Consider the following 25,627-nt stretch of genomic DNA (forward strand, 5'->3'; position numbering starts at 1 on the left):
CTACGAGACCGGTTTCGGCTGTACATCGTCGTCGGTATCATCGCGCGGGCTCTCCTGCAGGGCCCCCGGTTCAGGGACTTCTGTCTCGAAGAACGCCACTGCCGCCAGCATTTTCTTTCGCTCGAAACTCATGGCATCACCATTGTCCGGCGCCGGATATATATGGCCCGCGAGGCGGTTTGCGGTTCCGCGCATCGTCTGCGTGCTATTTTCGACAAGACCACCCGCCATATCCAGCAGCCGTCGCCCCGATTCGCCGGGCAGTAGAACGGCCATGTCCCGGAGGATGTCCTCGACGGTGCCGATCAGCAGGTTCGGCGCCTCCCGCACGACAGCGCTCGCCAAGTAGCGGTCGACGACCCTCATCATGTATTCTTCGGCGGCTCGGCTGCCGATGTTCGACCAGACATAGGCAGCGAGATACCGCGCCCGCAGATAAGTTCTGCTCTCCGGAGCATGCGCTCGGCAGCCCGGGAAATGCAGCGCAGACCAGAGGTCGTCCTTCAGATGCTCGGCCCAGAACGCGTATTCATCGGGCTCGAGTATCTCTTCCATCCTCTCGAGATCCCCCTGCAACAGCGGCCGGCCGGAGAAATACTGCATCGTGCCGAAGGCGATCGCCAGCAACTGTGGGAGTTCGTCGAGCGAGGTGTCGCGCGCGAACTGCGACAGCGGGGTGGTCTTGTCCGCGCTCTGCCGGCTGCTGGGCTCGAGCCGTGTGCCCTTCCGCATGGTCCGGACTTTCCAGACGGTAGTCGTCTCACCCTCGCGGGTGATCTTCGTTTGTTTGACGAACAGCTTGCCCCAGCCCATTTTGCGAATATGAACCAGCTGATCGATCGACAAGCCGGCCGCTACGATCAGGGCGAGCGTCGCGTAGACGGGGAAGCGCTCGATGATCCGGCCGAGCTCGAGGAAATCCTTCTCCGTGAGTTCGATATCGCTCAACTCATCGAATTCCCCCCGGAACAGAGCGTTGAACCATGCCCCTCGATTGCTGAACCAGTCGACGCCGAAGGTGTCCCCGGGCTCGGGCATCGGCAAATCGTGCATATACCAGTAGCCGGGGAGTGCGGCCAGCTCTCTCCTGGCGGCATCCACTTTCGCGAAATTCTCCGGTCCGAGCGCCGCCAGCCCCGGCGCCAACCCGATCCGGACATCGGTGAACGCCCGGGCATGCGCCGGGAGGTCCTGGACCACCCGATCCTGCGGACCGTCCGCGACCCGCATTCCCAGCACCGCGGCCACCGGCGCCGACGGCGACCACTCCGATTTGTCCACACCCGACTCGTGCACCACCACCGAGCCGTCGTCCAACCGTTTCATATTCACCGCATGCCCCCACCGTGGGGCTTCCCCCGGCTGCCCCTCGTACACCACCACGACAATCATCGGCTTCCCGGTACGCGCCACCCGATCCATCGCCTGCTGCACCGATCTGATCTCGGGATCCCACCCCGCCCCGACCACTTCGGCCACATTCTTCAACAGCACCCAGTCCGGACGTGCCTCGGCCGACCCGGCCGGCGGCTCCTGCCCCGAGGCCGCCCAGAAATCCTCCGCCGCCCTCGGCACGCAATCCAGCCGCAAATTGTGTCCGTCCAGCGCATCGGCGGCACCACCGAAATCGACCTCCGCGGCACCGACCGGCTGTGTGGCCCGGTCGGGCGGAGAGGCAACGAATCCGGATACCGGCCTGATGTCACCGCCCGCCCGCCCGAGGTCCACCGACCGGTCGGGCGCCCGGTACCGGCCCAGACCTTCCTCTCGCGGACCCGAGCCGCTGTCCGGGGCAGTTCCGCCACGGCTGTCCCGATGACCCGCTCCGTCAGGCGCGTCCGCATCGGATTCGGAAGCCGTCGGCCTGTCCGACGAGCCGAATACCACGCGCAGTCGGCGCGCGGCCTCGTCGGCCAATTCGATTACTCGTTCCGGTGTGGTGCCGATGAGTTCGGCCACCTGCTCTTCCGGCAGTCCTTCCACCAGGTGGAGCATGACCACTTCCATTGCCAGTTCCCACTCCGGCATATCCGACAGTGCTTCCTCGACCCTCGTGGTGAATCTGTCGTGGTCGAAGTGAGGTCTGTCCGCGGCAACGCCGATGGAGTTCGGTTCGGCGACGATATCGTAGAAATCGGCTCCGCCGTCGCCGATCGGCGCGTCCAGGGACAACAGAGTCTCGTCGAGACGGGTCAGGCCGGCGTGCATATGCGACCATGCGAGGGCAGAAAAACGGCTCCCGGGAACAATATTGCGGGTCGCGGCGAAAAGCAGCGCACGTCCGTGCTCCAGATAACGCTCGTATCTGTCCCCGCCCCAGCGTTCCGCCGCCTGTTCCGCTATCCACAAGTATTCTTCGACGATTCGTTCGCGCGCAGCCGCCTCCTCGGGCGAGCCCACCCGCGTGGCGAACAGATCCCGAATCAGCCGTTCGTCCGTCGCGGAACCCTTCGGAAAACCGGATTTCCGATAGAAACGCCCGAGTGCGCGATCCATCGCACCGTCGTCCAATCCCAGCGCGTCCCGGACGGACCGCAGCTGCACCAGCCGAGGCCGCTTTCCCCCGGACTGGAGATAGTCTCCGGATCCTCTCGCCCCCATGGCCTCATCGAATTCCGGTATCGTCAGCCTGCGATACAGACGCAGGGCCCGTATCCACTGGTTGACCGTGCGATAGTCGGCGGGATCGGGAGTTGTCTCCCCAGCCGGATCGATTCGATACCCGAAACCCCATGATCGCGCCAGATCGTTCCAGGGCGAGGCCCGATGGAGAACAGCGTCGTAGAGCTTCAGCAGGGCGAGCTCACCTCCGTGGCGGTGCATCGCATGCTGCTCGTGTCGCTGTATTGTCCACACCGTCAGTCCGAAGATCGGGGCGGCGGCCTCCTGCGTCAAATTATTGACTTTCCGGAAGTGGAGAAGGTATTCGCCGAACGAGATCGCCACAGGCGCCGGCGGATAGATGAGTGATTGCCTTGCCAGCTTGGGAACAAGTTCGGATATTTCGTCGCCGGTGACCCCGAACGGTGGCGGAACGAACCGCAGCAGGGATAGACACTTACCGCTCGACGGAATCTGCTCACCCCGCTCGATCCTCCGGCAGTACTCCTCCGAAACACCGATAGCGGCGGCGATCGCGGCCGAATTCAGCCTCTCGGGTGACAGGTATCTCCGAACAGGAGCGTAGAACTGCTGCAGTTCGCTGTCGTGGTGCCGCCGCACAAAGGCGAAATACCGACCGATGTGGTCGTAGCCTTCCGGAAAGGCAGGCGATCCGTCTGCCGTCAGTAGCTCCGGATACAGTCGTGCTACCTCCGGATAAACCTCCCGCGCACCGGGGACCCGGCGCAGTAGTGCGCGCACCTGAGCGATCCCGAGATGCACGGCGCCCCGTTCCGCCGCCTCCCACAGACCAGTGGCATCGACCAAAATATCCATCTGTTCCGGAGTCACGCCGAGATACCGGCGCACCTCGCCGAGCCAGTGGGTGGCGTAACGGTCACGGGGGCAGGGGAAGGGACCGCTCGGCAGCGCCTCCGGTGGCACGATTTCCAGCCCGGCGGCCGTGAGCCATCGGGCGACCTGGGAGGGCAACAGGTGATGCAGAGCCATGTAGTCCGACAGGCCCTGGCGCGGACGGGGGGACGTGTTCCGCACACGTCGCTCATACCACTGTAAGAAGGCACTCTCCACAGTCGAGTTCGGTGGGTGCGAGTCCATCGCCGAATCGGATATCGGTAACTCTTGTGTGGACGAAGCGGCCGCCGGCTCCCCGGCTTCCCGGATGGCGGACGACTCAGGAGAAGTGTCCTCGGAATCGCGGGACGTGGAACGCGTTGCATTCTGTTCGTCCGAAGTATCGATTCCCAGTGCCTCACCGTAGGGACGGGCCACCGCCTTCAGGTCCGCCCTCCGGTCGATCCCCATCTTGTGCCGGATCCTGGACAACGAAGTCGAGATCGAGGATTTGGTCGCCCCCAGTTCGGCGGCGATATCCTTCTGTATGAGTCCCCGGAAGAGCAGGCGAAGTATATCGATTTCGCGGGCGGTGAGCTCGACACGGGGTGCCGACTCATCGAATTCACGCAGTTCTCGCTCATGACCGAATTCGAGTACCGATTTGTGCCTACCGTGGCCACCGAGCTTTATCCTGATGTTCCTGAGATAGTTTTCGACAGTGCTCTCGGTCAACTGGGTCACTTCAGCGATCTCCTTGACCGGACGACCGGCCTCGAAGAGTTCGAGCACTTCCGCTTCCCGTTCCAGGAGGCGGCGTTCCGTACGCGGGACTCCACCCCATCGCTCCCAGTCGGCGCCGTCGACATCGATGAGCCCCCGGCGCAGACCGATCGCCACCATGACCGTGCGGTCCGCCGATCCGAGGCGCCTCGCTATCCGACTCAACATCGCGGTGACCTGGTTGGCGGTCACAGGTTCGCCGGTGAACCGAGTGAGCGTCTCGGCGATTTCTGGATTGCTCGACCCGGTGGCGACAAGGGTCAGGATCCGGATATCGGCCGGGGTGAGTGCGATCTCCGGTCTGTTCTCCGCCGCGGGCAAGCCGCGCACATCGAGAATCCCCCTGCGCACGGCCTCGGTCACCGCAGCGGTCTTGTTCTTGACTCGCAGCTTCGCCAGCACACTCGAAAACATCCATGCCGTTGTCTGTCGAGTCGAGCCGACTGCCTCGGCGATCTCCCCGGGACTCTTTCCGTGCGCTGTGAGTGCGAGAATCTCGGTTTCCTTTTCGCTCAGCCTCTCGTTGGCTTCGAGTGCTCCTCGCTCGGACGCGACCGATCGAACCAGCCGCCGGATCGCGCCGGCCGTAACGATGCGTATCGCCGCCGCTCCGAGCGGAACCGGTGTTTCCTCTTCCCTGTCGAGCACCTCTGCTGTTCCGCGCTCCGACAACCCTTTTCGGTACCGGAGCAGAAGGACTGCCTGCTGGATCGGAAGGAGTCGCCGGAAATGGACGACGAAACTGTTGTCCGGCAGTCGATCCAGCACATCGACAGCCGCAGCGGCGTCCGTGAGTCCCGCTAGATTCGGATACTCCTGGCAGACCGACCGCCGCAGCTGCCGGACCAGACCGTCGAGACCTCCGATGATCTCGGCCCCTCCGGTCTCGGCCTCAACACTGGTGTCGGCGTCCGGTACCGGCCCGCCCTGCTGGACGTCCGATAGCGACACCTCCTTCGCCTGCTCAGCCCGACCCGAGACCGCCTCCGCCGGCGGATCGGACGCCGGCCCGAGGAGCTTTCCGCTGCCCGGGTCGGGCTTCGCTCCGGAGTCACTCTCCGATGCCCCGGTGATCGCTTCGTGATCCGCCGGATGATCCGCGCTGGGTACCGCGGGGTTTTCGGATACCGCCGCGGCCTCGTCCGGACTGCTCGCCGCCTGCCGATCCTCGTACTGCCGACGTCTGCGCTCTGTTTCCGCGCGTGCCGATTTCACCTGTTGCGCGTAAATTATCCGCTCGGCTTGTTCGGGGTGCAGGCCGTGCCGCACCGCCGAGCGAGCTTCGGCGAACGCCTGACCGAAATCGAGCGAACCGTCGGCCTTGAAGCTGTACCCGGCGAGCACTGCCCGAAGCCCGTCCAGCATCGGGCCCAGGTCGTCGTCGGGAAGGCCGGTTCCGGTGAAGAGTCCGGCCAGCGCCGGGGTGATCGCTCGCCATTCCTGCGCCTGGTGCCGCTCCAGGTCCTCGGTGCCCACCGGCGAGGTGGTGTCCGGTGTGAGCGCTCTCGCCGAGTACCGCTGGGCCACATGGGCCAGTTCATGAGCGAAGATCGCTCGCCAGGCGGAGCCGCGCAACCGGGGGTGGAAGCCGTCGGCGACCGAGATTCGATACGACGTTTCGAGGTAATCCCTGTTGATCGCCCACTTCTCGTTCAAGGTGAGTACCACGCCGTCGGGTGCGGCGGATACGAATGCGTACGCCGGATCCCCGTACGGTGACACACGCAATTCGACGAGGTCGGTCCCGCCGGCTTCGTCGAAGTGGTGCACGATCTCGTCGACCAGTTCCAGCACCGTCTCGAGATCGACCTCGACCATTTCGAGGCCCTCGAAACGGAGAGGATGGCCGATTCGCGCCTCGAGTTGCCGCAGCGCCTCGAGCTTGGCTCGATGGACGGCCCGCTCCTGATCGTTCGCCGGGGCGCGGTAGGCATAGCCGCTGTCGAAGTTCACTTCCTGGGCCAGTTCCACCAGGAGCTCGTAGAGAACCCTCTTTCCCTCGGTCACCTGATCGCCGGGTTCGGTATCGAGTTCGGCCATTTCGCTGTACACACTGGCGAACGAGCGGGCGAGGGCGGGTCCCGGGAGGAAGGTGTCACCGCCGTAGAAGCAGGGCTCGGGGAATTGCCGACGCAGCCAGGCGGTGAACTCCGCACTGTCCGGATCACCGTGCCCGCTGCGGTAGTGATCTCGCAATGCGCGTAGCGCGTGCAGCTCGGCGCGCCAGCGACCGGCGATGACCAGTGCCTTCCCGAATCCGATGACGGCGGCCTGGCGAGCCTCGTCATCGGACACAGTTCGCCGGGCCGGTATTGCCACTTTCAGCTGCGTCGATTCGATCGCCGAGCCGAAGGTATTCGCATTCGCGACCGACAGTACGGAATCCGGGTCCGGCGAATTCTCGTCGCTCTTACGCGCGACGACGAGTCCGGCCACCGGAATCGGGAATCGCTCGAGCAGGTCGTGGATTGTTTCCACCATTACCCGGCCGGCCGAATCTGTCAGCGTGCCGTGGCCGTCCACAGTGGTACCGTGCCGCCGGCGCAGCTGGTCCGCGGTGGAGACCGAGAGTCCATCGGCGAGATCCCGATAGGAAACGATCGCCTCGACCAGCCCACCGAGAGCCGGATCGGCCGACTGACGCGCCAGCCGCAGGAGGCCTGTCTGCCCTTCCGGTGCGGGCCAGGATGCCGGGAGGCCGCTCGGCCAACCGAGCACACCGGCCAGCTGATCTTCGAAGTTCTGGTTCAGCAGGCGCGTTTTGAACTGCCGGCGCAACTCGTCGGAAACGGTGGTCTTCGTGACCTGCAGATCCGTCAAGAATCGGCCGAGCACACCAGGTAACAGCCTCGGTGCCCGGCCGGCTGCCACGCGTTTCCATCCGTCGTCGTCGAGACGGTCGAACTCCTGCCGAACCGATCGCAGAGCGTGTTCCAGGTGCTCCCGGTCCACGATCTCCGGCTCGATCCCGAGCAGCGACGACAGTTGCGCAACGGCCTGGTCGAGCTCCTCTCGGGTACCGGTGCGCTGCCCCCACGGCAGAGTGCGGGCAGCCCGTTCCAGCGCGCCGAGCCGGCGGGACGGTCCACGCCGCGCCTGCACCTCCGCATCGAATTCTTCCTGCGCCACACCATCGGCGTCGAAACCTGCCACATGGATTTCCGCGGAACCGACCCAGCCGGAGGTCACCCAGTCGTAGATCGCCCGGCCTCGCAGCAGTCCGCCTGCGGCATTGTCGAATACGACCACCTCGCCGCTCTCGACCTCGGCCGCGCCACGCAGCGCTGTCGGCAGTGCGTTCAGTACCGCGGCGAACTCCTCGGTCACCGTGGCGACGACGAAACAGTGCCCGAGCCCCTCGCCTACCGGGTCCACGCCGCCGACCATGACACCGCCGGCCCGGCGTACCTGTTCGACCATGGCGGCGAGGCCGGTGATCCCGGCACCGATCGGCTGCTCGGCCCAACCGGTTCGTAGACCTGCGACGAGCGTGAACTTGTCCATACCCGCCATCGCGATCACCGGATCGTCCACCGCCGCCGGTCGCATGGCCGCCGCGGCGCCACCGCCGACAGCGTCACGGGCGAACCATTGCGTCAATGGACCACAGTTGAACGGGCCGCCTTCCTCGGTATGCCCGTCGACACCCGCCCACACCGCGGTGGCCTCATCACTCGCCGGAAACTGCGCACTACCGGCCGCCGGATCGGACGACTGCCGTTGCTGCGCAGCGAGTTCGCCGGTCTGCGGCTGTGCTTCCCGGCCACCGGGCGAATCGGCCGGGCGAACATAGGCGGCGATGCCGTCCGGTTCGCCACGGTCTCCGGCAACGGTGCCACCGAAGCCTTTCGATGTGTGGGAAGCAGCGGCGGGTGCCTCGTCGAAGTACAGCGCGAAGCCGGCGTGGCTGCTCGCGACGGTGATATCGAGTGCGCGGGAGCCGCGCACCCCGGAGAGCTCCGCGGTGAACGTACCGTCGGCCCCGATCAATCGCCCGGTACGCGGCTGGTTCACACCCGCGAAACGCTCGACTACCGTGTCGAAGACGTTAGTGGACTGCGTATCGTCCCATCCGGTCATCAGCTCGGGAAACAGCTGCTGCGCGAACAAGACCCGGTCGGGCCGGTTACGGTGCAGGTGCAACCGGACACTGGCGACACCGTCCGTCATCCGGATATCGAGCAGCCGTCGGCCGCCGGCGTCACGGACCTGGATCCGGTGACCCACACCGAGCGTCTCCAGTGGCCACAGCTGGGCGCCCTTGCGCTCCAATGCCCGTTCCAGGACGGCGGCGACCGCGGTACGGCCGTCGGCGTCGAGATCCGGTACTGCGTCGAGGATTTCCCGGATCCGGGGGACACCGATCGCGGGCGCCACCGGGTGCGCGCGCTCGTCGAGCCAACGCGCCTGCGATTCCCGCTCGGCCGTGATCTCGACGGCTCGAACGACCAGGTCGGCAGCGAGGAACCGCCGGCACATCGAGGCTATACGGTCGGCGAATCGCAGCCTGCGTGGATCATCCAGGGACAGTGGGTACCGCTGCTGCTGACGCTCCGCCTGGCCCAGCAGGTTGTCCATGTGGTCGGCGGTCACCTGCTGCGGTTCCAGGTTCAGGAAGGCCGCGAGTTCCCCGCGCACCTCGTCCCACTCTCGACGTACGGCCTCCATCGGCGAGGAGCCCGGGCCCACCCGCCCGCGGCCGATCGAGCGTTCCGCGGCGAGCCGATCGGCGGCGGCTCTCCCCCGGCTGGTTTCCTCGTAGGCCGCGATCGCGGAATCCAGTAGTTCGATCTGGAGGCCCCACCGGTTGTACAGGTCGATCGACCCGACCAGCGCCCGGCTCGGCGTATCGGTGGCGCGCCGTAGCGATTCCAGCTCGGCCGACAAAGGTCCCAGGCCGGCCGGATCCGCCTCCGTCGACGCCGCGATTTCCGCGCGCACCCGCTCCCGGCGCAGCACTGCTTCGTCGCGTTCCCGGGCCAGCGCGGCCAGCCGCGCGGGTATATCGAGCTCGGCCGCCGGTATGCCATGGTCGTCGGTCCGGGAGCCGGCAGCGCGATCCCGGCCTTGCGCCTCGTCCCAGGCCCAACCGTAGAAGTCGGCGTAGCTCCCCTCCGCCAACCGCGGTCCGACACTTCGCAACAGCGGGTGAACGGCGTCGAGGCCGGCCTTCCGGGCGATAGCCACAGCGGTCGGCCCGCTGCCGGGCGCGGACGACGCGACAGCCTTCAGATACGCGGCGGTATACGCAAGCTCCAGCTCATCGGGTGGTTCTGTGTCGTACCCGGCTTCCCGCAGCTGCCGCATCGCCTCGCAGCGCCGCGCCTGCGCCCCGGCCTCCTCCTCGAGCCGTCCATCGATATAGTCCGCACGCCGCGGATTCATCGACTCTTCGGCCTCGCTCGACCCCGCACGCGCGCGCTCGTACGCCTGCCGAGCGTGGTGGGCACCCGCCACCATTTCTGCTGCCAGTTCGGCATCGGAGAGACCGACATCGAGTACGAGAGCTTTCCTGGCCGGATAGAAGCGGTTATCGGCGTGCGCTTCCAGCAGCAGATGGATACCGTTCTCCCGCAGCGCCTCGTCGGCCCATCTCCCGATCTCGGTGTCCCGCAAGATTTTCCGAACCCGGGCGATTCGCCGCCGCGCGGCCTGCTCGGCGAGATCCAGCCACGGGATCTCCGGCTGCCGGGATTCCTTTCGCGGTGGCAGTGCCTCGGCCCGTACCGCCCGGACCACACCGTTCCAGTCACTGGCGGCGGACACGTATACACAGTCCAGCGCGGCCAGACCCGGCTGGTCGGGATGAGCTGCGATCGCCGCGTCCCGGAACTCGGTATGCCCGCTCTCCTCGGCGACGATGTAGAGATGGGGCCGTTCGCCCCCGATCACCGCCACGTGGTCGGTCAGCACTCGACCACCCCGAGTAGCTACGGCGCGGGCCAGCACATCTCGAGTGACCGCGGATTCGGCGGCGGCGCGACACGCGGCAGCGTCTCGCGCCGCCGCGGCGCGCCAGGCGATCAGATCACGCAGCAGCAGTCCCGCGTGTTCGCGGCGCCGGGCATCGGCAGGCGAGTTCGGCACGGGCACAGTGGCTCGTTGCCGCGTGAATTCCCTGGTGACCGCCCGATCCAGCAGGGCGAGGTCACGGTCGGCGGCGGTTCTGGCCAATGCCGCGCGCCGGATTTCCGTTGCTCGCTCCGGCGTGGTCGGGGTGTGCCGGACCGACAGGTCGTCGTGTCCGGCGGCAAGCCACTCGCTCCGAGCTTTCCGCACATAATGACCGGGTTCGCCGTCTTCACGCGGCTTTGCGAGATGCTTCGCCAATACCTCGACCGCAACCCGAAAGCCGGAGGCATTCCACTCGTCCGGGGCCCCGGCCGGGTTTGCCGTGCGGGCCGCTGCCACCGCCGCATCGTAGTTGGCGATGAATGTGGCCAATCCCGGCACATCCGCCATATCGTAGCCCTGGTCCGCCAGCGCCCGAGCGAAGAGCATCTCCCGAACGAACGCGCGGGCTTCACGATGCAGGATCGCCCGCACGTATTCGCCGCGCGCCATCGTGGCGGGGTCCGGCCGGGGATGGTCCTCGAAATCCAGGGCGTGTTGGTTCTCGTGGATCATGGTGATCGCCTGGTTCCGCAGATCCAGCCCCCGCGACTGAATCAGGCTCGTCAGAAACTCGGGACGAAACCTACCGACCTCATTCGCTGCGAGGTGCGGTGCCCGCCGGATCTTCGCCGACCGCGACAGCTGCGCCCGCCATCCGGGCCCGGCCTCGGCCAGCAATCCCAGCTGTAGGTCGTGCAAGGTGTCCTGGGACAGGCCGACTGCGAAATCCAGCTCGCCGAGCTGGGCCGGCACTCCCCCCGGCAGCTCGATCGGGTTGCCGGCGCTGTCGAAGGCAGCGGCCCACAAACCCGCCGGGCCCGCCGCATCCGTCGTGTCCCGATACGGCCCCAGCACTCCCCTGCCGCGATCCTCGATCCGGATCTCGCCGTCCTGATACACCCATCGCAGCACATGTCCGCCGACGCGGTGCTCGTCGGCCACTGCGACGTCGTGCGCGTCGTGTTCGGCCGAGTTCTCGATCACCACCAGCGACATACCCGCACGCTGCGCTTCGGGTACGCGATGGAACGCTTCGGCGATATGCCGGTGCGGTTGCCGCGGATCCACCTCGAACCTGCGAACCAGCCCGATCCGCCCACCGGCGATGCGCACGACCTCACTCGCGGGCATACCGGCGAGGCCGATCTCCCCGGGCCCGGGTATCGATGCGGGGTCCACCCAGGGCATCATCTCCAGCACCAATCGCCCGCACTGATTCGCGGCGTGCGATGCCTCACGGGCCCCGGTCGAATCGACCGGAGCTCGGTAGGTCGCTCCGCCGGTCCTCGCCTCGTCACCGGGTTCCTGTTCTTTCCAGTGGGAACTCGGGTCGGCGAGTTGCGCCGCGCGCACGAGCCGACCGAGGTAACTACCCCGGCCTTCCGTCGGCATATCCGCTCGAGGCCGGCTCGGGACGCCGACGTCCGGCTGGAATCGCGTTCCCGCAGCGGGAGTTGTCGCTGCCCGGCCGGTGCCCGATGCTGGTTTGTTCAGCGCTCTCCCGGCCGAACCAACTTGTCGGACAGCATGATCGGACCTTTCCCGGTCGACGGGTGCCGCGGCAGTGATCCGTTCGTTCGGCGTAGTGCGGGCCTGGTCGCTCCACGGTGTCCGTCCACCTGCGGGCGTGTTCCCCGGTGTCTTCGTCTCCGAATCGGCACGACCTGTTCGATGGTCCGCCTCGACGGTCACACTCAGGCGTCCGGTCAGCCTCTCTTGTAGGGCGTGCACAATCGACCAGGTCCGGGCGCCGGCGCCGGCGATACCGGAAGTGTCCAGGCGTGCCGTCGCGATACCGTCGTTCTCCCGCAGATGGACCGTGACCTGAGCGGGCTCGTCGCCGACCGCGCACACGGTGATCCGCACGATGAGCCCATCGCCCGTCGGCTCGACATCGGCCGCGTGCACCCAGAAGTCGTTTCCGTGTCCCGTGAGTACTGTTCCGGCGTCAAGACCCGCTCGGACCACGTCGAGACCAGTCGTGGTGGCCGGTGTGTCGGCCCACAGTTCGCCCTGGCTACCGTCCTCGAATTCGATCGCCGCCGGGTCGATACCACGTTTTATCAGCGCGGACTTCATATGCGCAGCGGGCATCGGGTGGCTGTTCCAACCCCGGAAGCCCTCGGAGAAGATGGCGACCTTCGTCAGCTCACCGCCGGCCATCCAGCCCACCGCGGCAGCCGCTGTCTCGCTTCCCTTCGCGAGCAGCTCGGCGTGCAGGTCCATATGCACGCCTTCCGCGGACACGAGCAGCTCATCGTTCGTGCCCAAACTCAACGAGTCGCCCCACGCCTTCTCCGTGGTGTGCAGGCCGTGGCGTCCGCCGAACTGTTTCTCGGAATTCACCACGAGCTCGATGACCTCGACCCGCCCGTGATAGTCGGCGATCGGATCGTCCGGAGTGATCGCCGCGTACTCGGTGGACCGGGCACTGTCTCGGGCCGATACCTGTTCGCTTTCCGGCCCACGGTTCGTCGTATCCGCACTGTCGCTTCCAGAAGCACCACCGGGGTCGCGTTCGCTTCCGGTCCATTCCGAGCCGTCGGGGTGCTGGTGAAAGGCCAGGAAGGGGGAGAGCCCGTCTGGCCCGGGACCGGCAGGGCGTCGCCGATAGCCGCTGGGAGCAGCGCGGTTCGGCGCGAACGGGTCGGCCCCGGCGAAGGAGACCACCGGTCCGGGGAGCGGCGCGACAACCCCGCGCCGCTCCGGCGCGGCCCCGGTGTTGCGGCGCTGCGCGGTGGAGTCGGCGACCGGCCAGAGCCGCTTCCCGCCGCGCTGCGCCCGGAAACCGAGTCTATGTATCGCGGACACGACTTCGGGAGAGTCGGCCCCGCCGCCGTATACCCGGTACACCGTGCTGACACTGACTCCGGCCAGGTGGGCGACATCAGCTGCGGTCACCGGCCGGACAGTGCCGAGAACGGTGTATTTGTCGGCAAGCGCGCCGGGAAGCAGGTCGGCGACGAGCAATTCCGCCAGCTTCACGACCGCACGCCTTCGTATCTGGTTGACCGAGTTCGTGGTCTTGCCCAGTGCGGTCGCGATGTGTTCCGGCGGCGCGCGGTCGAGGAATCGCAGTTCGAGATATCGCCGCTCTTCATCGCTGACCGCGTCCGCGCTCATCCCGCGAACGAATTTCGCGAAACCCGGCCGGTCGTGCCGTTCGGCTGCCTCGATCCGCTCGGTCGCTTCGGCGGGGGTGGGCGGGACGAACCCCGTGATCTCTTCGGCCAGGCGGCGCACCGCCTGCTTGTACAGCTGGGCGAGTCCCATCTCGGTACGGCCCGTTCCCGCGAGCGCAGCCACCATCTCGTCGCGGGTTTTCTCCTGCACGATCCGCAACTCGATGCATTGACGCTCATCGGCCGGCAATTTCCGCAACGCACGTCGGAACCCGCGTCGATTGTCCAGTGACACCAGCTTGACCAATGCCAAGGCCCGTCCCCCTACGGTGGACACCTCGCCGGTCGTCAGCGCCGATGCCACCTTCGGGACCAGCCGATCCTGCAATGTTCCCGCGGCCGACTCCGATATTCCCATCGCCACCGCGATCTGTGGAATGGACAGCGGTCTCTCGACAAGGAATCGCAGACGGATGAACTCGCGATGGCGAGGCGTGAACGTCCGGATAGCGAGCCGTATCGTATCGACCGGGGTGTTACGAACCAGTTCCAGATCAGCGCCACCGGTCGCGGGGAGTTTCTCCGCCACGGAGGGCATTTCCGCAGCGGCCGGGCCGACGGTGAGCAATTCGGCGGCGCGCACGACAGCGCGGCGTCGCAGACTGTCCACCGCTTTGCTCGAAATACTCAGCGCAGCGGCGATTTCCGCGTCCGATGCCGCCTCCTCACGCAGGTACCCCATCCCGAGACATTTCCACTGCTGCGGCGTGAACGAGCGCCGATGGGGCAGCAGCGCCGCATTGTCCTCGGTCAAGGCACGGGTGAGTACCTCGGATGCCTCGGCGTGTGTCAGCAATTCGATGCCGGCCAGCCCATCGATGAGCTGGCGGACCAGCACTCCGCAGAGCTGCCGGAGCCGTTTCCGGCTCTTTCCCGTATCGGCCGATATCTCGGCGAGGGTCCTGCCGTACAGGAACCACTGCGTACCGATCTCTTTCAGGGCCGGGGGCAATTCACCTATGCACTGTCGGATTCGGTCATAGCGAACAGCCTCCATCACCGCGACTGCCGGGTTGCGCTGCTCGGCCGCCAGAGTCAATGCGAGCTGCCGCAGAGTGGCTCGATCTCGAGTGGTGACCGGCTCGTCCGCCGACGATTGCGCCAATTTCGAAGCCACTGCGTACTGCGCGGCCGACAGGTGCTGCAGAGCCCGCTGCCATTCTGATCGACCGGCGGTGGCCAGTGCGCGGCCCAGCGGACCGCTAGCAGGCTCGCCTTCCCCTAGTACGAAGAGATGATGGAAATGATTTCGCTGCTGGAATTCAGCGAACCGCAGATGTTCCCGCAGTACACCGGCCACGCCCGCGAGCGCGGCGGCGCGCACATGCCAGCGCCGGTCGTAGAGCCTCCGGCTCTGCTCGGGGAATACCGCCGTAGGCGTACTCTCGGCGACCTCGCGGGTGGTTGCTTCGAGGAAAGTACGTAGCGCCCGATGCTCGAAGGCAGCCACAGCCTCGTCGCCGGTGTCGGCCAGACTTGCGAACTTCGCGGCGATCGTGGTGCGTGAATTGGGCTTCGGCTGCCCGAAACGCATGGTCAGCCAGAGACGCTGATGTTCCGGGAGCTGGTGATGCAGCACCCGGTCGATCGCCCCCAGATCGACGGTCGGTGCGATCCGATACTGCGGCGTGGACGCCGATGCCGGATCATCGGCCAACGCTCTCATGGCTCGCGCACGGATCCGGCGAAGACTCAGCGCTGTCTCGGTGGTCCATCCGAACCACTCTCCGAGATCCTGTCCGGGACGGACAGTGGAAAGTTGTTGCGCCGCATAGGTGAAGACTTCGTCGACGACCTCGGCGGCTGCGTTCTCGCGCACCCCCCTGACCAGCAGCCGCGCGTGAACAGTGGGCTCGAAGCGCGCACGCAGCAACCCCAGGGCTGCCGGGTCTCCGTTCAGAGCCGACCGCACCAGCCCTTCCGCGCCCGTGGTCCCCCGGTAGTAGGGGGACCGGTACCCGAGCCGGGCGACAGCCGCCAACACCTTGTGCGCGACGTCCGCCTCCGCTGATCTCCTGCCCTGGAGCACATTGAAGACCGTCTTCGAGTCGACGCCGGCCGCACGGGCCACATCATCCCGTGAAGGGATCCTGACCTGGGCCAGGTTCGGGAATCGAGCACCGAACTCGTCGAGAATCCTGGGCGCCAGCTGGTCGACCGACTCGGTGTACAGCCGCGAAATCGTCTGCTGGCTGCGACGCATGACTCGCGCGGTATCGCGGATGGACAGACCGTCGCGCACTATCAGCCGCAGGCACTGCTGCTGTCTCTTATCCGAACCTGCGGCTACGCACTGTTCCCAGAGTTGTTCGTCCGCACGCCAGGCCGCCCAGGCGAGATCACGGTTGTTGCCCTGCCCTGGTCGTCGAGAATGACCACGTGGACGGGACTCGGCCGACTCACCGCGTGTGCTGGGCAGGCGATACCCGAGGCGGGCAGCGACAGCGAATACCTGCCGGGCGTATTCGGTATCCGGTGACCGCTTTCCGCGAAGCACCATGGACACCCCGGACACTGTCCCGCCCGCCTCCCGCGCGATATCGCGCAAGGTAGGCGGTGAGATCGCCGCCGATCGCGTTTCTTCGATCGCCGCAGATACACGCTCCGCCAGGTCGGGAAGGAAAGCCAGCAAACGAGCGTGTATCGCTTCTCGGGTGACGTTGTCACTATCGGCGATTTCGGATATCCCGTAGCCGAGAAACCACATAACAAAGGTGTCACGGTTCCGCGGACGGGACTTTTCGACAAGGCGGCGCAACACATCGAGATGGTCATCGCGCGCCGACCGCAACACCGCGATCGCGGGCGCGAGCCGGCCGGTGGACATGGCGAGGGTCACGCCGCCTCCGGCGAGCAGCTCCGCCAGCGGCTCGCCTTCCGTCGGAAAACCGTCGGAATCGTCGAGAGTCTCGTCCGGTGGTGGCTCCTGGTTCAGCGCACCGGCCAACTCACGCAGAATCTCCGGGACCACACGTACGACCACGTCTGCGCCGACGCCGACCGCGGCGGCCGCGGCCCGGTCGGAACCATTGTCCCCGAACCGCCCCATCAGCATCTGCCGTCGGCCCCGCCTCAGCCCGGCGACCGCCGCTCGGAACTCCGGATAGCTCGCCCGCTCCAGTGTCGAGCGCGCCGCACCCGACGCCGCGCCCTCGACCGCACCGCGGAACCGCACGAACTCGACCGGTACCGAGAGCACTTCATCGGCCAACGACAACAGCCACTGGTGGATACTCTCCTGCCCACTGGGGCACTCGTCAGCGCGAATCTCCGCACAGCGGAACACCTCACGGACCAGCTCGGGGACGAACTGCCGACGCCGCACCGCCCCGATCCGCTGCGCCACCGGCCCCGCGAAATGATCACGCAACCGGTCAGCGGAAACCGGCGAACCTTCCGACGACGCCCGCGACCCGGACGGCGCGCCCTGGTAGCGGCCGCCATCCGCCCACGCGCCCGGACCGAGCCGATTATCGTGGGCGTGCCAGACCCACGGGTCGGAGCCGCCACGCCGCGAACTCCGACCAGCGCTCTCCGATACCTCGGTGAAACCGGTCTCCGGCCCGGATATCGGCTCCCGCCCGCCGCCGGGAGGCCGGGGCCGCTCTTCCGCCTGGGCCGCCTCGCCGCCGCTCCACGGTGTCGGTGCGGGGGCAGGTGCGCCGGGCGTTCGGGCGTTCGGTTTCGGTATGGTCCCGTCTCCGACGTCATCGGCCGGGGATTCGGTGATCGTGCGTGGTGGGTGTGGCTTGTTCTCCCCCGGGGCTGTGGGGCGCTGTCCTCCCGGCGCCGGGATCCCGAACTGTTCGAATACCGCTCGATACAGCCCGGCCACCTCTCCGTCCGGGGCAAGGAATGCCGATTCGTCCACCACCTGCATACCGGCCATCTGCATCCCCAGCACTACCTCGTAGAGAGAATGATGCTGCGGTAGCAGGAAGGCCAGAATCGCTCCGGCGGCGGCGGTCTGCGAAATCCCCGCTCGTAGTGGCAGGCGGAAGCGAAGAGCCAGTCTCGCCGCGGTTCCCGAAATTCCTGCCACGACCGGGAATCCACGTTCGACCGCAGTGCGCCGGAACCACTCACCGTCCGTCCGGAAATCCAATCTGGCAACGCCCGGCCGCCACGGAAGCGGAACAGCGTACTGGTCCGGGTCCAGTCGTAACGCAGTGGCGGGGCCGACTACTCCTTCCTCGTGGTAGGCCAGTACGCCGATCACGCCGGCGTGTCGGCCGCTCCTGTCGTATCGGTAGAGCGGCAGGACGTACCGGAATGTGCTGTCCTCGGCCGCGAGTTCGGTTTCCAGCGTCTCCACATCGACCCGGCCCCGATCGTCGTGTGGTATCCGACGGTGATCGAGCCGGCTCTTCCGGAGCACGGCGAGGCCACCGGGAATCGCTTCCAGTTCCCTTAATGACAACGGCATTCCGAGCAGGTTCCAGTCCTGAACGGTCAGACTCCGACGGATCTGATCACGGCCCGCGCGATTCTTTCTGTCCGCGTAGCTCCGGGTGAGTTCCTCCGCGACAGCGGCGAACCTCGGGTCGGATACGGCGTTGCGTTCATCGCGGATGTCCTGTGCCCTGATTTCTTTGCGCGGGTCGCCCCCGGTGATCGACTCACGCACCCGGCTCAGCGCGGGCACGTTCAGCCCCGACCGGTCAGCCTGCTTTTGCCAACCCGGCTGGTTCAGCAGTCGGGCCAGACCCTCGTCCAGCGTTGTGCCCGAAGGCTGGGGAAGTTCCCTGCTTCGGATCATCGCGTTGAGTACCGCGGACATCAGCTCACGGAGGTTTCCGTCTCGCCGCAGCTCATCCAACGGCACGGAGCGCAAGACCATGCCGCTCGCCGTCGTGTTCGCGGGCGCGTAGAACGCGTTGTCGATCTGCTCAGGTGCCGCGTCCGGGTGCAGGACGGTCAGAACCGCACGCAGATGATCCAACATCACGACCGCGGCCTGCCTGCTCTCCGGTCTGTGATATAGGGCTCTCGCCAGCTCGACCTCATCCTGCACACGCCGCAGCCGCCACCCTCGCTCGTCGTCGGCATGGGCCGGTGGTCGTAAGCGCTCGGACAACTCGGCCTGTTCGGGGACGCCGGCCGCCCCGGCTGTCCCCGGGGCGCCCGGCTGCCGGGCGGCGGACCACGGTGTCCCCGCGGCGGCGGACCGATCCTCCCGGCCGTCATCGGTCGGAGCGCCGGTGATCGTGCGTGAGGGGTGTGAATCGTGCTCGTGGCCGGGGTTTCGGCGATCGCGAGCTGTGAGCGTGCCCTCGTTGTCGTGGAAGAAGGCGACGAACGCACTACCGTTGACGAGTCGTTCGTGATCGTAGCTGGGCTGCCAGTGATCCTTGTGGTAGAGCCGGATTCTCGGGGTACTGCCCCGCGTGGGCGTATCGATAGCCGTGTCGTGGACATACAGAGTGCCGGCGATCATTGTGAGGAGATACCCGTGGGACTCCCGGCCGTCGTCGACCACGACCACGGCGGTGTCGCCGTCTTTTCCACCGGCACGCAGAGTAGCGGCGACCTGAGCCAGCGGGTCGTCCGGATCATCCGGGTGGCGGGGGCGCTGCGTGCTGGGCAGCGAGTCGATGTCGACGAGATCGGCCACGATCTTGTCCTCGACGATTCGCCAGTTGTCGGTGGCGTGCCAGGCGGGATTGTTCTCGTCCAGGTCGAGGTCGGGGGCGTTGCCGAGCACGCGCAGCACCCGGACGAGGCGGCGGGCACAGATCTCATTGCGATGGTCGATATCGCGACCCGCCGGATTCTGTAGCGACTTCGCAGGGTTCGCCGACCCCTGTGCTCGAGAACCGCTGGTGTACTCGGCTTTCCACGGATAGGTCCCGAATCGGGGGTGGTGTGCCGAACTCTGCTGCGCGGACGAGCCGTGCGCCGACGAGTCGCTCCACGGCGTCGTTTGCGCGATCGCATCCGCGGGTGCCCGGTCGCTGCCGGAGTCTGTGACCGTGTCGCCGGACTGTACGAATGCCGTTACCGGCCCCGGGCTTCCGCCGGAATCTCCGGCTCCCGGAGGTTTCGACTTCGGGGTAACGCCGGGCGTCGCGATCTCACCCTGCGGCGCGGACGTCGACGGCGGCGTATCCGTGGTACCCGTGTCCGGAGCTTCGGGACCGGCGTGCCGGGAGCCACGGGCATCCGACTGCTGCGCAGGACCTGTCCCGGTGCCGTCGAGTAGGCCTCGTCGTTGCGCTTCCAGTGCCAGACCCAGTTTGCTGTCGACGCCGAACTTGCCGTACAGCTCGGCCATGAGCCGCCGGCGGCGACGATCCCCCACCCTTAGCTCGGCTTCGATGGTGTCGTTCGTCTCGCCGTGCGCCACCAGCCGGACGACACGGGTTTCGATCGCCGACAGTTCGACGGTATCGCCGCGTACGGTGTCGTTGACCAACACACCAGCGCGCACAGCCGCCAGGACGGTCGGGATCACACCCTGGGTACGGAATTCCTGCTCCGCATGCGAGAAGTAGCTGCCGACCGTGTTGCGTGGGAGATTCAGAATCGGGGCGGCTGTTCTGGCCGAGTGGCCCTGCATGAACAGGTTCAGAACTTCGATCTCGTGTTCGCTCAAGCCCGCGCCGGCCTGATTCGCCACGTGAGTTCGGAAGACTTGCAAAGTATTCGACGGCACGACTGGCGCGCTCTCGGGGGTCCGGTCGGGCAGATCGTCCGCCAGCAGACCCAGGATCTCGACCTGGGCGGGTGACAGCCCGAGATCTCGCGCGGAACGACGCGCCTGTGCCGTCGGCGCCGCGCGCACAGCCGTCGCGCCCGCCAGTTTGTCATTCAGCCGCAGAAGTATCCGGTTCGCTCGTTCCGGAGTCAGTCCCAGCACGGCACCGAGAGAGCGTGCCGGGTCACCGCCGGCCACGGCGATACCTGCGACAATACGTACGATTTGCGCTTCGTACTCGGACAATCCGACGCTGCGGGGCTCCGGGGTGTCCAATACCTCGGAGCCTTGGAGATGCCCTTCGCTACTACCGAGGCCACTCTCTGTGGTTATCGGCGCGGAAACAGTCGCCATCGCGTGAAATGCCGCACGAATTTTCGGGAGGGCCTCGTCGAGGATGACCTGGGCGCTCTCCGGCGAGATGGCACAGCGCCGGGCGACCCTGGACACCGGAAGCTCCTCGTAGAGCCGCAGCCGCACAACATGGACCGCGAGTTCGACGTCCGGCAGACCTACCAGCGCATGCCGTAGGAGCGCCATGTACTTCTTCGAAAGCGGTCGGCTCGCGGCCGAGCGTCGCTCGAGGATCGCACGTGCTCGTGCGACCTGAGCCAGTTCGAGATCGAGTGCTCGCGCTAGCTCGATATCGGGGATCGTATCGGGTTCACCGGTACGCTGGACGTAGGATTCGACCCTGGTCACCAGCTTTCTCGTGCTTTCGTCCATATCGGGGAACCGGCGCAAGAAATAGTCGTCCATACATGCGTAGCGGGCCGCCGAGAAAGCGAGTGCGGTGAAATCGTCCACCGGAGCGAAGTTCATGATGGCGGTGTAAATTTCCGCGGCGCCCAGCTGTACGAGGTCCTGCCGGTGCGCTTCGGATTCCGCCCAGTCCGGGGCGATCACAACCGGAATCCACGCATACTCCGTGAAAATCTGCTCCTGTATCTCCCTTTCCTCGCGAGATCCCGGCCGGGCAGCGAACAGATTCCAGAACAAGCGTTGTATCGCCGGATCCGCTACCTTTGCGTTCGGGCGTGCATAGAAGCGTTCCACCGCTCTTCGGAGGACCTCGTCGGGAATGCCCAGCCCGTCGCGCAGCCTCCGCAGAACAACAACCGACGGCCGGTTGATCCTCCGCAGCATTCGGGATACTGTCGAGGCTGCCGTTCCGGCGAGTTCGGCAAACTGTATCTGCGTGATACCGGAATAATCTCGCAGGTCTGTCAACCATTCGTGGATCCCGCTGTAGGCAGGATCATCGGGATCCGGCAGCACTCGGGGCGCGGGCCGCTCCTCCGGGAAAAACTCGCGCAGCCGTTCCCGCGCCTGATCCTGTCCTGCCGACCCCTGTCGAGCATCGGCTACAGCAATGGTCATAGCGACCATCTGAGCTCGCGTCTTCGCATCGATCGTACTGCGGATATCCCTGAAATACTCGCCGATGGCCCCGCCCGTCCTACCGACGATCTCTCCGATCTCCCGGTCGCTCTTGCCTTGTGCCGCCAGTTCGAGTAAGGCGAAATCCCTCGAAGTCAATGATTCGACTTCGGGAATATGTTCGGGCGGATCGATGATCCCGTTACGGACAGCGAATGCGACCATGACGATACGATTGCTTTCCGTACCGAGCACTTTCGCAACGAACCGCAACTGCCTTTCCACCGTCCTGGCGGGCTGTTTCCGGTGCTGCTCTATCTGCTTGTCTGTCCACCCTGCCGCGATGAGACGCAAGAGCTCGATATGAGTTTCGGATATTTCCGTTTGCTCTGTACCCCGCCGGCGACCGATCGGCGCATCGGGCTGCGGAGGATCGATCACCCCTTCCCTGACGGCGACCTCCACAAGTTCGTTGCGATACTCGACATCGATCTTGTCGGCGATCTGAAGCCACCGCGCGGCGATATCCTTCACAGACAGCCCCCAGCGCTGCGCGATCTCACTGTCGGTGATTCCGGCCGTGGCCATACTGAGCAGTTCCTTGTCACCCGCCGTCAGTGCGCGGAACAATTTCCTCTCGCCTGCGGTCATGGCGCGCTGCCGCTCGTCGGGAAGAAAAGGGACAGTCTGCTCCGAGACCGGGGAATCGGCGAACCAGTGGTGTACTGCGTTCAACACCGATGTGCGAAGGCCGAGGTCGAATTCTTGGGCGATGACCAGGAAGTATCCCGATATCTGGCGCGGCGTCGTCCCCCAGCGCTCGGCGATCTCGTAGATGGGTACGCCGCGCACGGCCAGGCGGAGCAGTTCGACCTGCAGGCTGTTCAGCTCGACCGATCCGGACCGGGCCTCAGTGTTACTGCCCCGAACCCACCGAAATATCCTGTCCCCGAACTGAGGCCGGAGCCCAGCGATCGCTTCGTCCCGGCGACCCTGTGCGATATACGGTTCGAGCAGCTGCCGAAGCGCTGTCGCAGGGAGCCGCGCACTGGGTGGTCCCGGTTCTCCTGGTGCCGGCTCCCGGTCGCCCGCATCCGCGGCCGGCTGGGCCGGGCTCTTCGTCCCATCGACTGATCCACCCCGTCCGATCACGGTGTGCGAACCGATGGGGGCGGCGGGATTGATCGCGGTGACCAGCATGGGGTCGAAGCGGCCGGTCGGCGTTGCGACCCCGGGCTCGGCGTATCCCCCATCCATTCCCGCATAGGGATTCACCGCCGTCGGGACCGGCTGGGCTGCGGCGCCTGCAGAGGTGGCTCCGGCGCCGGCCGGCGCGGCGGAATCGGCACGGCGGGACCGTTGCTGCGCCACCGCCACGAAGCGCTGGATCGCGGAGATCTGGTCTTCCGTCAGATCGCCGCCGCGGTGCAATCCTTTTATCGCGGCCGCGACGAGTCGGCGGTCGCCGCTGTCCACGTACTCGAGGCATTCGAGGAAAGTGTTCTGGGCTTCCGCGAACATCCAGTCGGGGATGGCCTGTACCGCGGGTACGGGCCAGTTGTTTCTGCCGGCCGAAGCTACGACACCGGAATGGATCGCATAGGCCAGCCGTACGATCTGTGTTGGCGGTGTGCCGCGTGCCGTGTCCCAGCCCAGCATGGCCATCGTGCGCACGACATTGTCGCGACCGTATCGTCGGTGCAGTGCCCGATCGGCCGACTGGTCCCCCGCCCGAGCCTTGAGCAGGGTCGAATCGTCGACGGTCGGCTCGCCGAGCCCGGCGGGATCGACGGGTACCGGCCTGCCACCTGGGTCGTCTGCCGTGACGACGGCCACCGGGCCCGAACGCGATTCGCCTCGGGTGGGGTCGCTGCTGGTCCGGTCCCATTTCGACCACCCCGGGCCGTTCACCTCCAGAACCCCTTCCCGGATTCCGACCGCCACCATACCGGCGGGTATGTGGGTGCCGAGTGTCCTGCCGATATCACCGAGGTGGGCGTGCACCTCGGCCGGCGGGAGGGACAGGGCCGCCGCGACGGCCTCGGGTGTCAGGCCTTTCGCAGTGAGGGCCAGCACCGCGGTTTCTCGCTCGGACAGGCGCACCGCCGCGGAATCTTCCGCCGCCGGGAAGGCGGTGATGTCGAGATCTCCGCGACGAGTCGCCTCTGCGACGGACGCGGCCCGGTTGGCGACGTTCAGTTTGTGCGCGGCCCGCCTGGCCACGGCTGCCATGGTGCGCTGCGGCATATTCAGACGCTGGGCGATCACCGCACGGGACAAACCCTGCGCCATCGACTCCAGGACCACGAGTTCGACGTCGGTGAGCGACGCACCAGCCGCCGGAACACCGTGCTCCGCGGCGATGGATCCGGCCAGACGGCGTAGCCCACCAGCAGCGATCGTGCGCACGGTCGTGGCATGCCAGCGCATCCCCGTGGTCGAGCGGGCATTGTGCAGATAGGCGGTTTGCGCTTCGGACAGACCCTGCCGGAACCGGAGCTGGACAGCCGTCCGCTGGCTCGGGTGCAGCTGATCGACGAACCGCCCGAACAAGGCGAGCGGGGCCGTGGCGAGCGCGGCGACCACGGGGTCGGTGTCGGTAACGCCCTCGAGGTTCTTGTAGGCGGCCACGACTCCCCGTTGCAACGCCCGTAGATCCCGTGCGGTATTCGGATCCATCTTCGGTGGTTCGGTCGAATCAGCGGAGACCACGGCGGCGACGGGTGATACCTGCGCATCGTCGGATCGGCTCGCAGCGGGTGGGTGGTCGGTGCCGACGCGCGGAACGGCAGCGGATACGACCACTTCGGCGGAGTCGGCGGGCGCGACCGGCTCGGCGGAATCGCCGGGCACAGGAGCATCGGCGCGCCCGGTGACGCTCTCCGTGGTCGACTGCGGCACATGCGCGACCGGCTCCCCGGAGACGGTCGTACCGGCATCTCGATACTGTGCGTGCACGGATTGCGTGAGCCGTTCCAGCATGCCGACCTGCTCCTCGGTCGGCTGCTGTCCACGTGCCGGCACCTGGAGTGCGGCCGCCACGAGTCGGCGCTCGGCCGGGGTCAGCTGACCCAGCCCGTCGAGCAGCGCGTTATCTGTCTTCGTACGCAGCCAGTCTCCGAGGGCCTGATCGGCGGGCACCGACCAGCCGTCCAGTTCGGCGGCCCGGAATCCGGCGAAGGCCACAGCGTGTGCCAGTTGCCGCATCGGCGCCGGGGATGTGCCGGTGGTGGTGGTGTCCGAACCCAGCGTCGCGCTCACCCGCTCGAGGGTGCTGGGCCACTGGGTCTCCACCAGTGATCTGGCGGCGGCCGGATCACCCTGCTGGGCCATCTGTAGTTCGGCGGGATGTCCGGCGAACACTTGGGCGGCCTGATGCTGTAGCCCGACTGCGGCGCCGGGCGATTCGGCCGCCACCATCGCGGCGGCCGCGGACGCGCCGGAGGTGTCGACCGACGGTATCCGTATCACCGGATCCGTCGACGGTGCGTGCTGTCGCGGTCGAACGGTGTTCGGCTCCCCAGCTGTGGCCGCGGGCATGGATTCGGCCGGGTCGATCGCGGGTCCGTCGTCGGCGGTGCGGATCGGTGGCGGCTGCTGGGGTCGGTCCGGAGTGTGGGTCCGGGCGGCCGGGGTATCGGTGGCCGGTGGCCCGTTGGCCGGGTGAGCGGTAGCGGGGTCGTGGATACCGGGCTGACGAACCCCGACAGGCTGCAACTTCTCCGCGAGTCCGCGGATATCGTCCACAGCCGCGGCGAGATTCTTCTCGGCCACCTCGAGCTTGTTAGCGGTCAGCCGAAGCTTTTCCTGGGTCTCACGACTCGGCGCCACAGCATGTTCGGCAAGCGCGGCGCGGTGTTCGGCCAGCGCCTCTTGATGCTGCGTATAACGAATAACCGAAACCTGAGCTTCGACCGTATTGGCGTAGAGCGCGTCATCGGGCGCGGTGAAATACTGCGCGCTACCGTGACCACCACTGCGCGCGGTACGGTTCTCCGCCTGAATATCGACAGCA

The 25,627-nt window shown here is 66.6% G+C and carries 2 protein-coding genes; one reads left to right on the forward strand and one right to left on the reverse strand.

What is annotated here, in order from left to right; all coding sequences use genetic code 11:
* Positions 1-25,386 (reverse strand): LuxR C-terminal-related transcriptional regulator, encoded by a 25,386-nt coding sequence (locus tag IEY68_RS17420; protein WP_229718842.1) that lies wholly within the window; start codon positions 25,384-25,386, stop codon positions 1-3.
* A gap of 60 nt (positions 25,387-25,446) precedes the next feature.
* On the opposite strand from IEY68_RS17420, the gene IEY68_RS36290 reads away from it, so the two are divergent.
* Positions 25,447-25,627, forward strand: a 181-nt coding sequence (locus IEY68_RS36290) for a hypothetical protein (RefSeq protein WP_229718843.1), incomplete at its 3' end; no start/stop codon positions are given.

The organism is Nocardia jinanensis (genome assembly GCF_014645735.1).
Taxonomy (GTDB): domain Bacteria; phylum Actinomycetota; class Actinomycetes; order Mycobacteriales; family Mycobacteriaceae; genus Nocardia; species Nocardia jinanensis.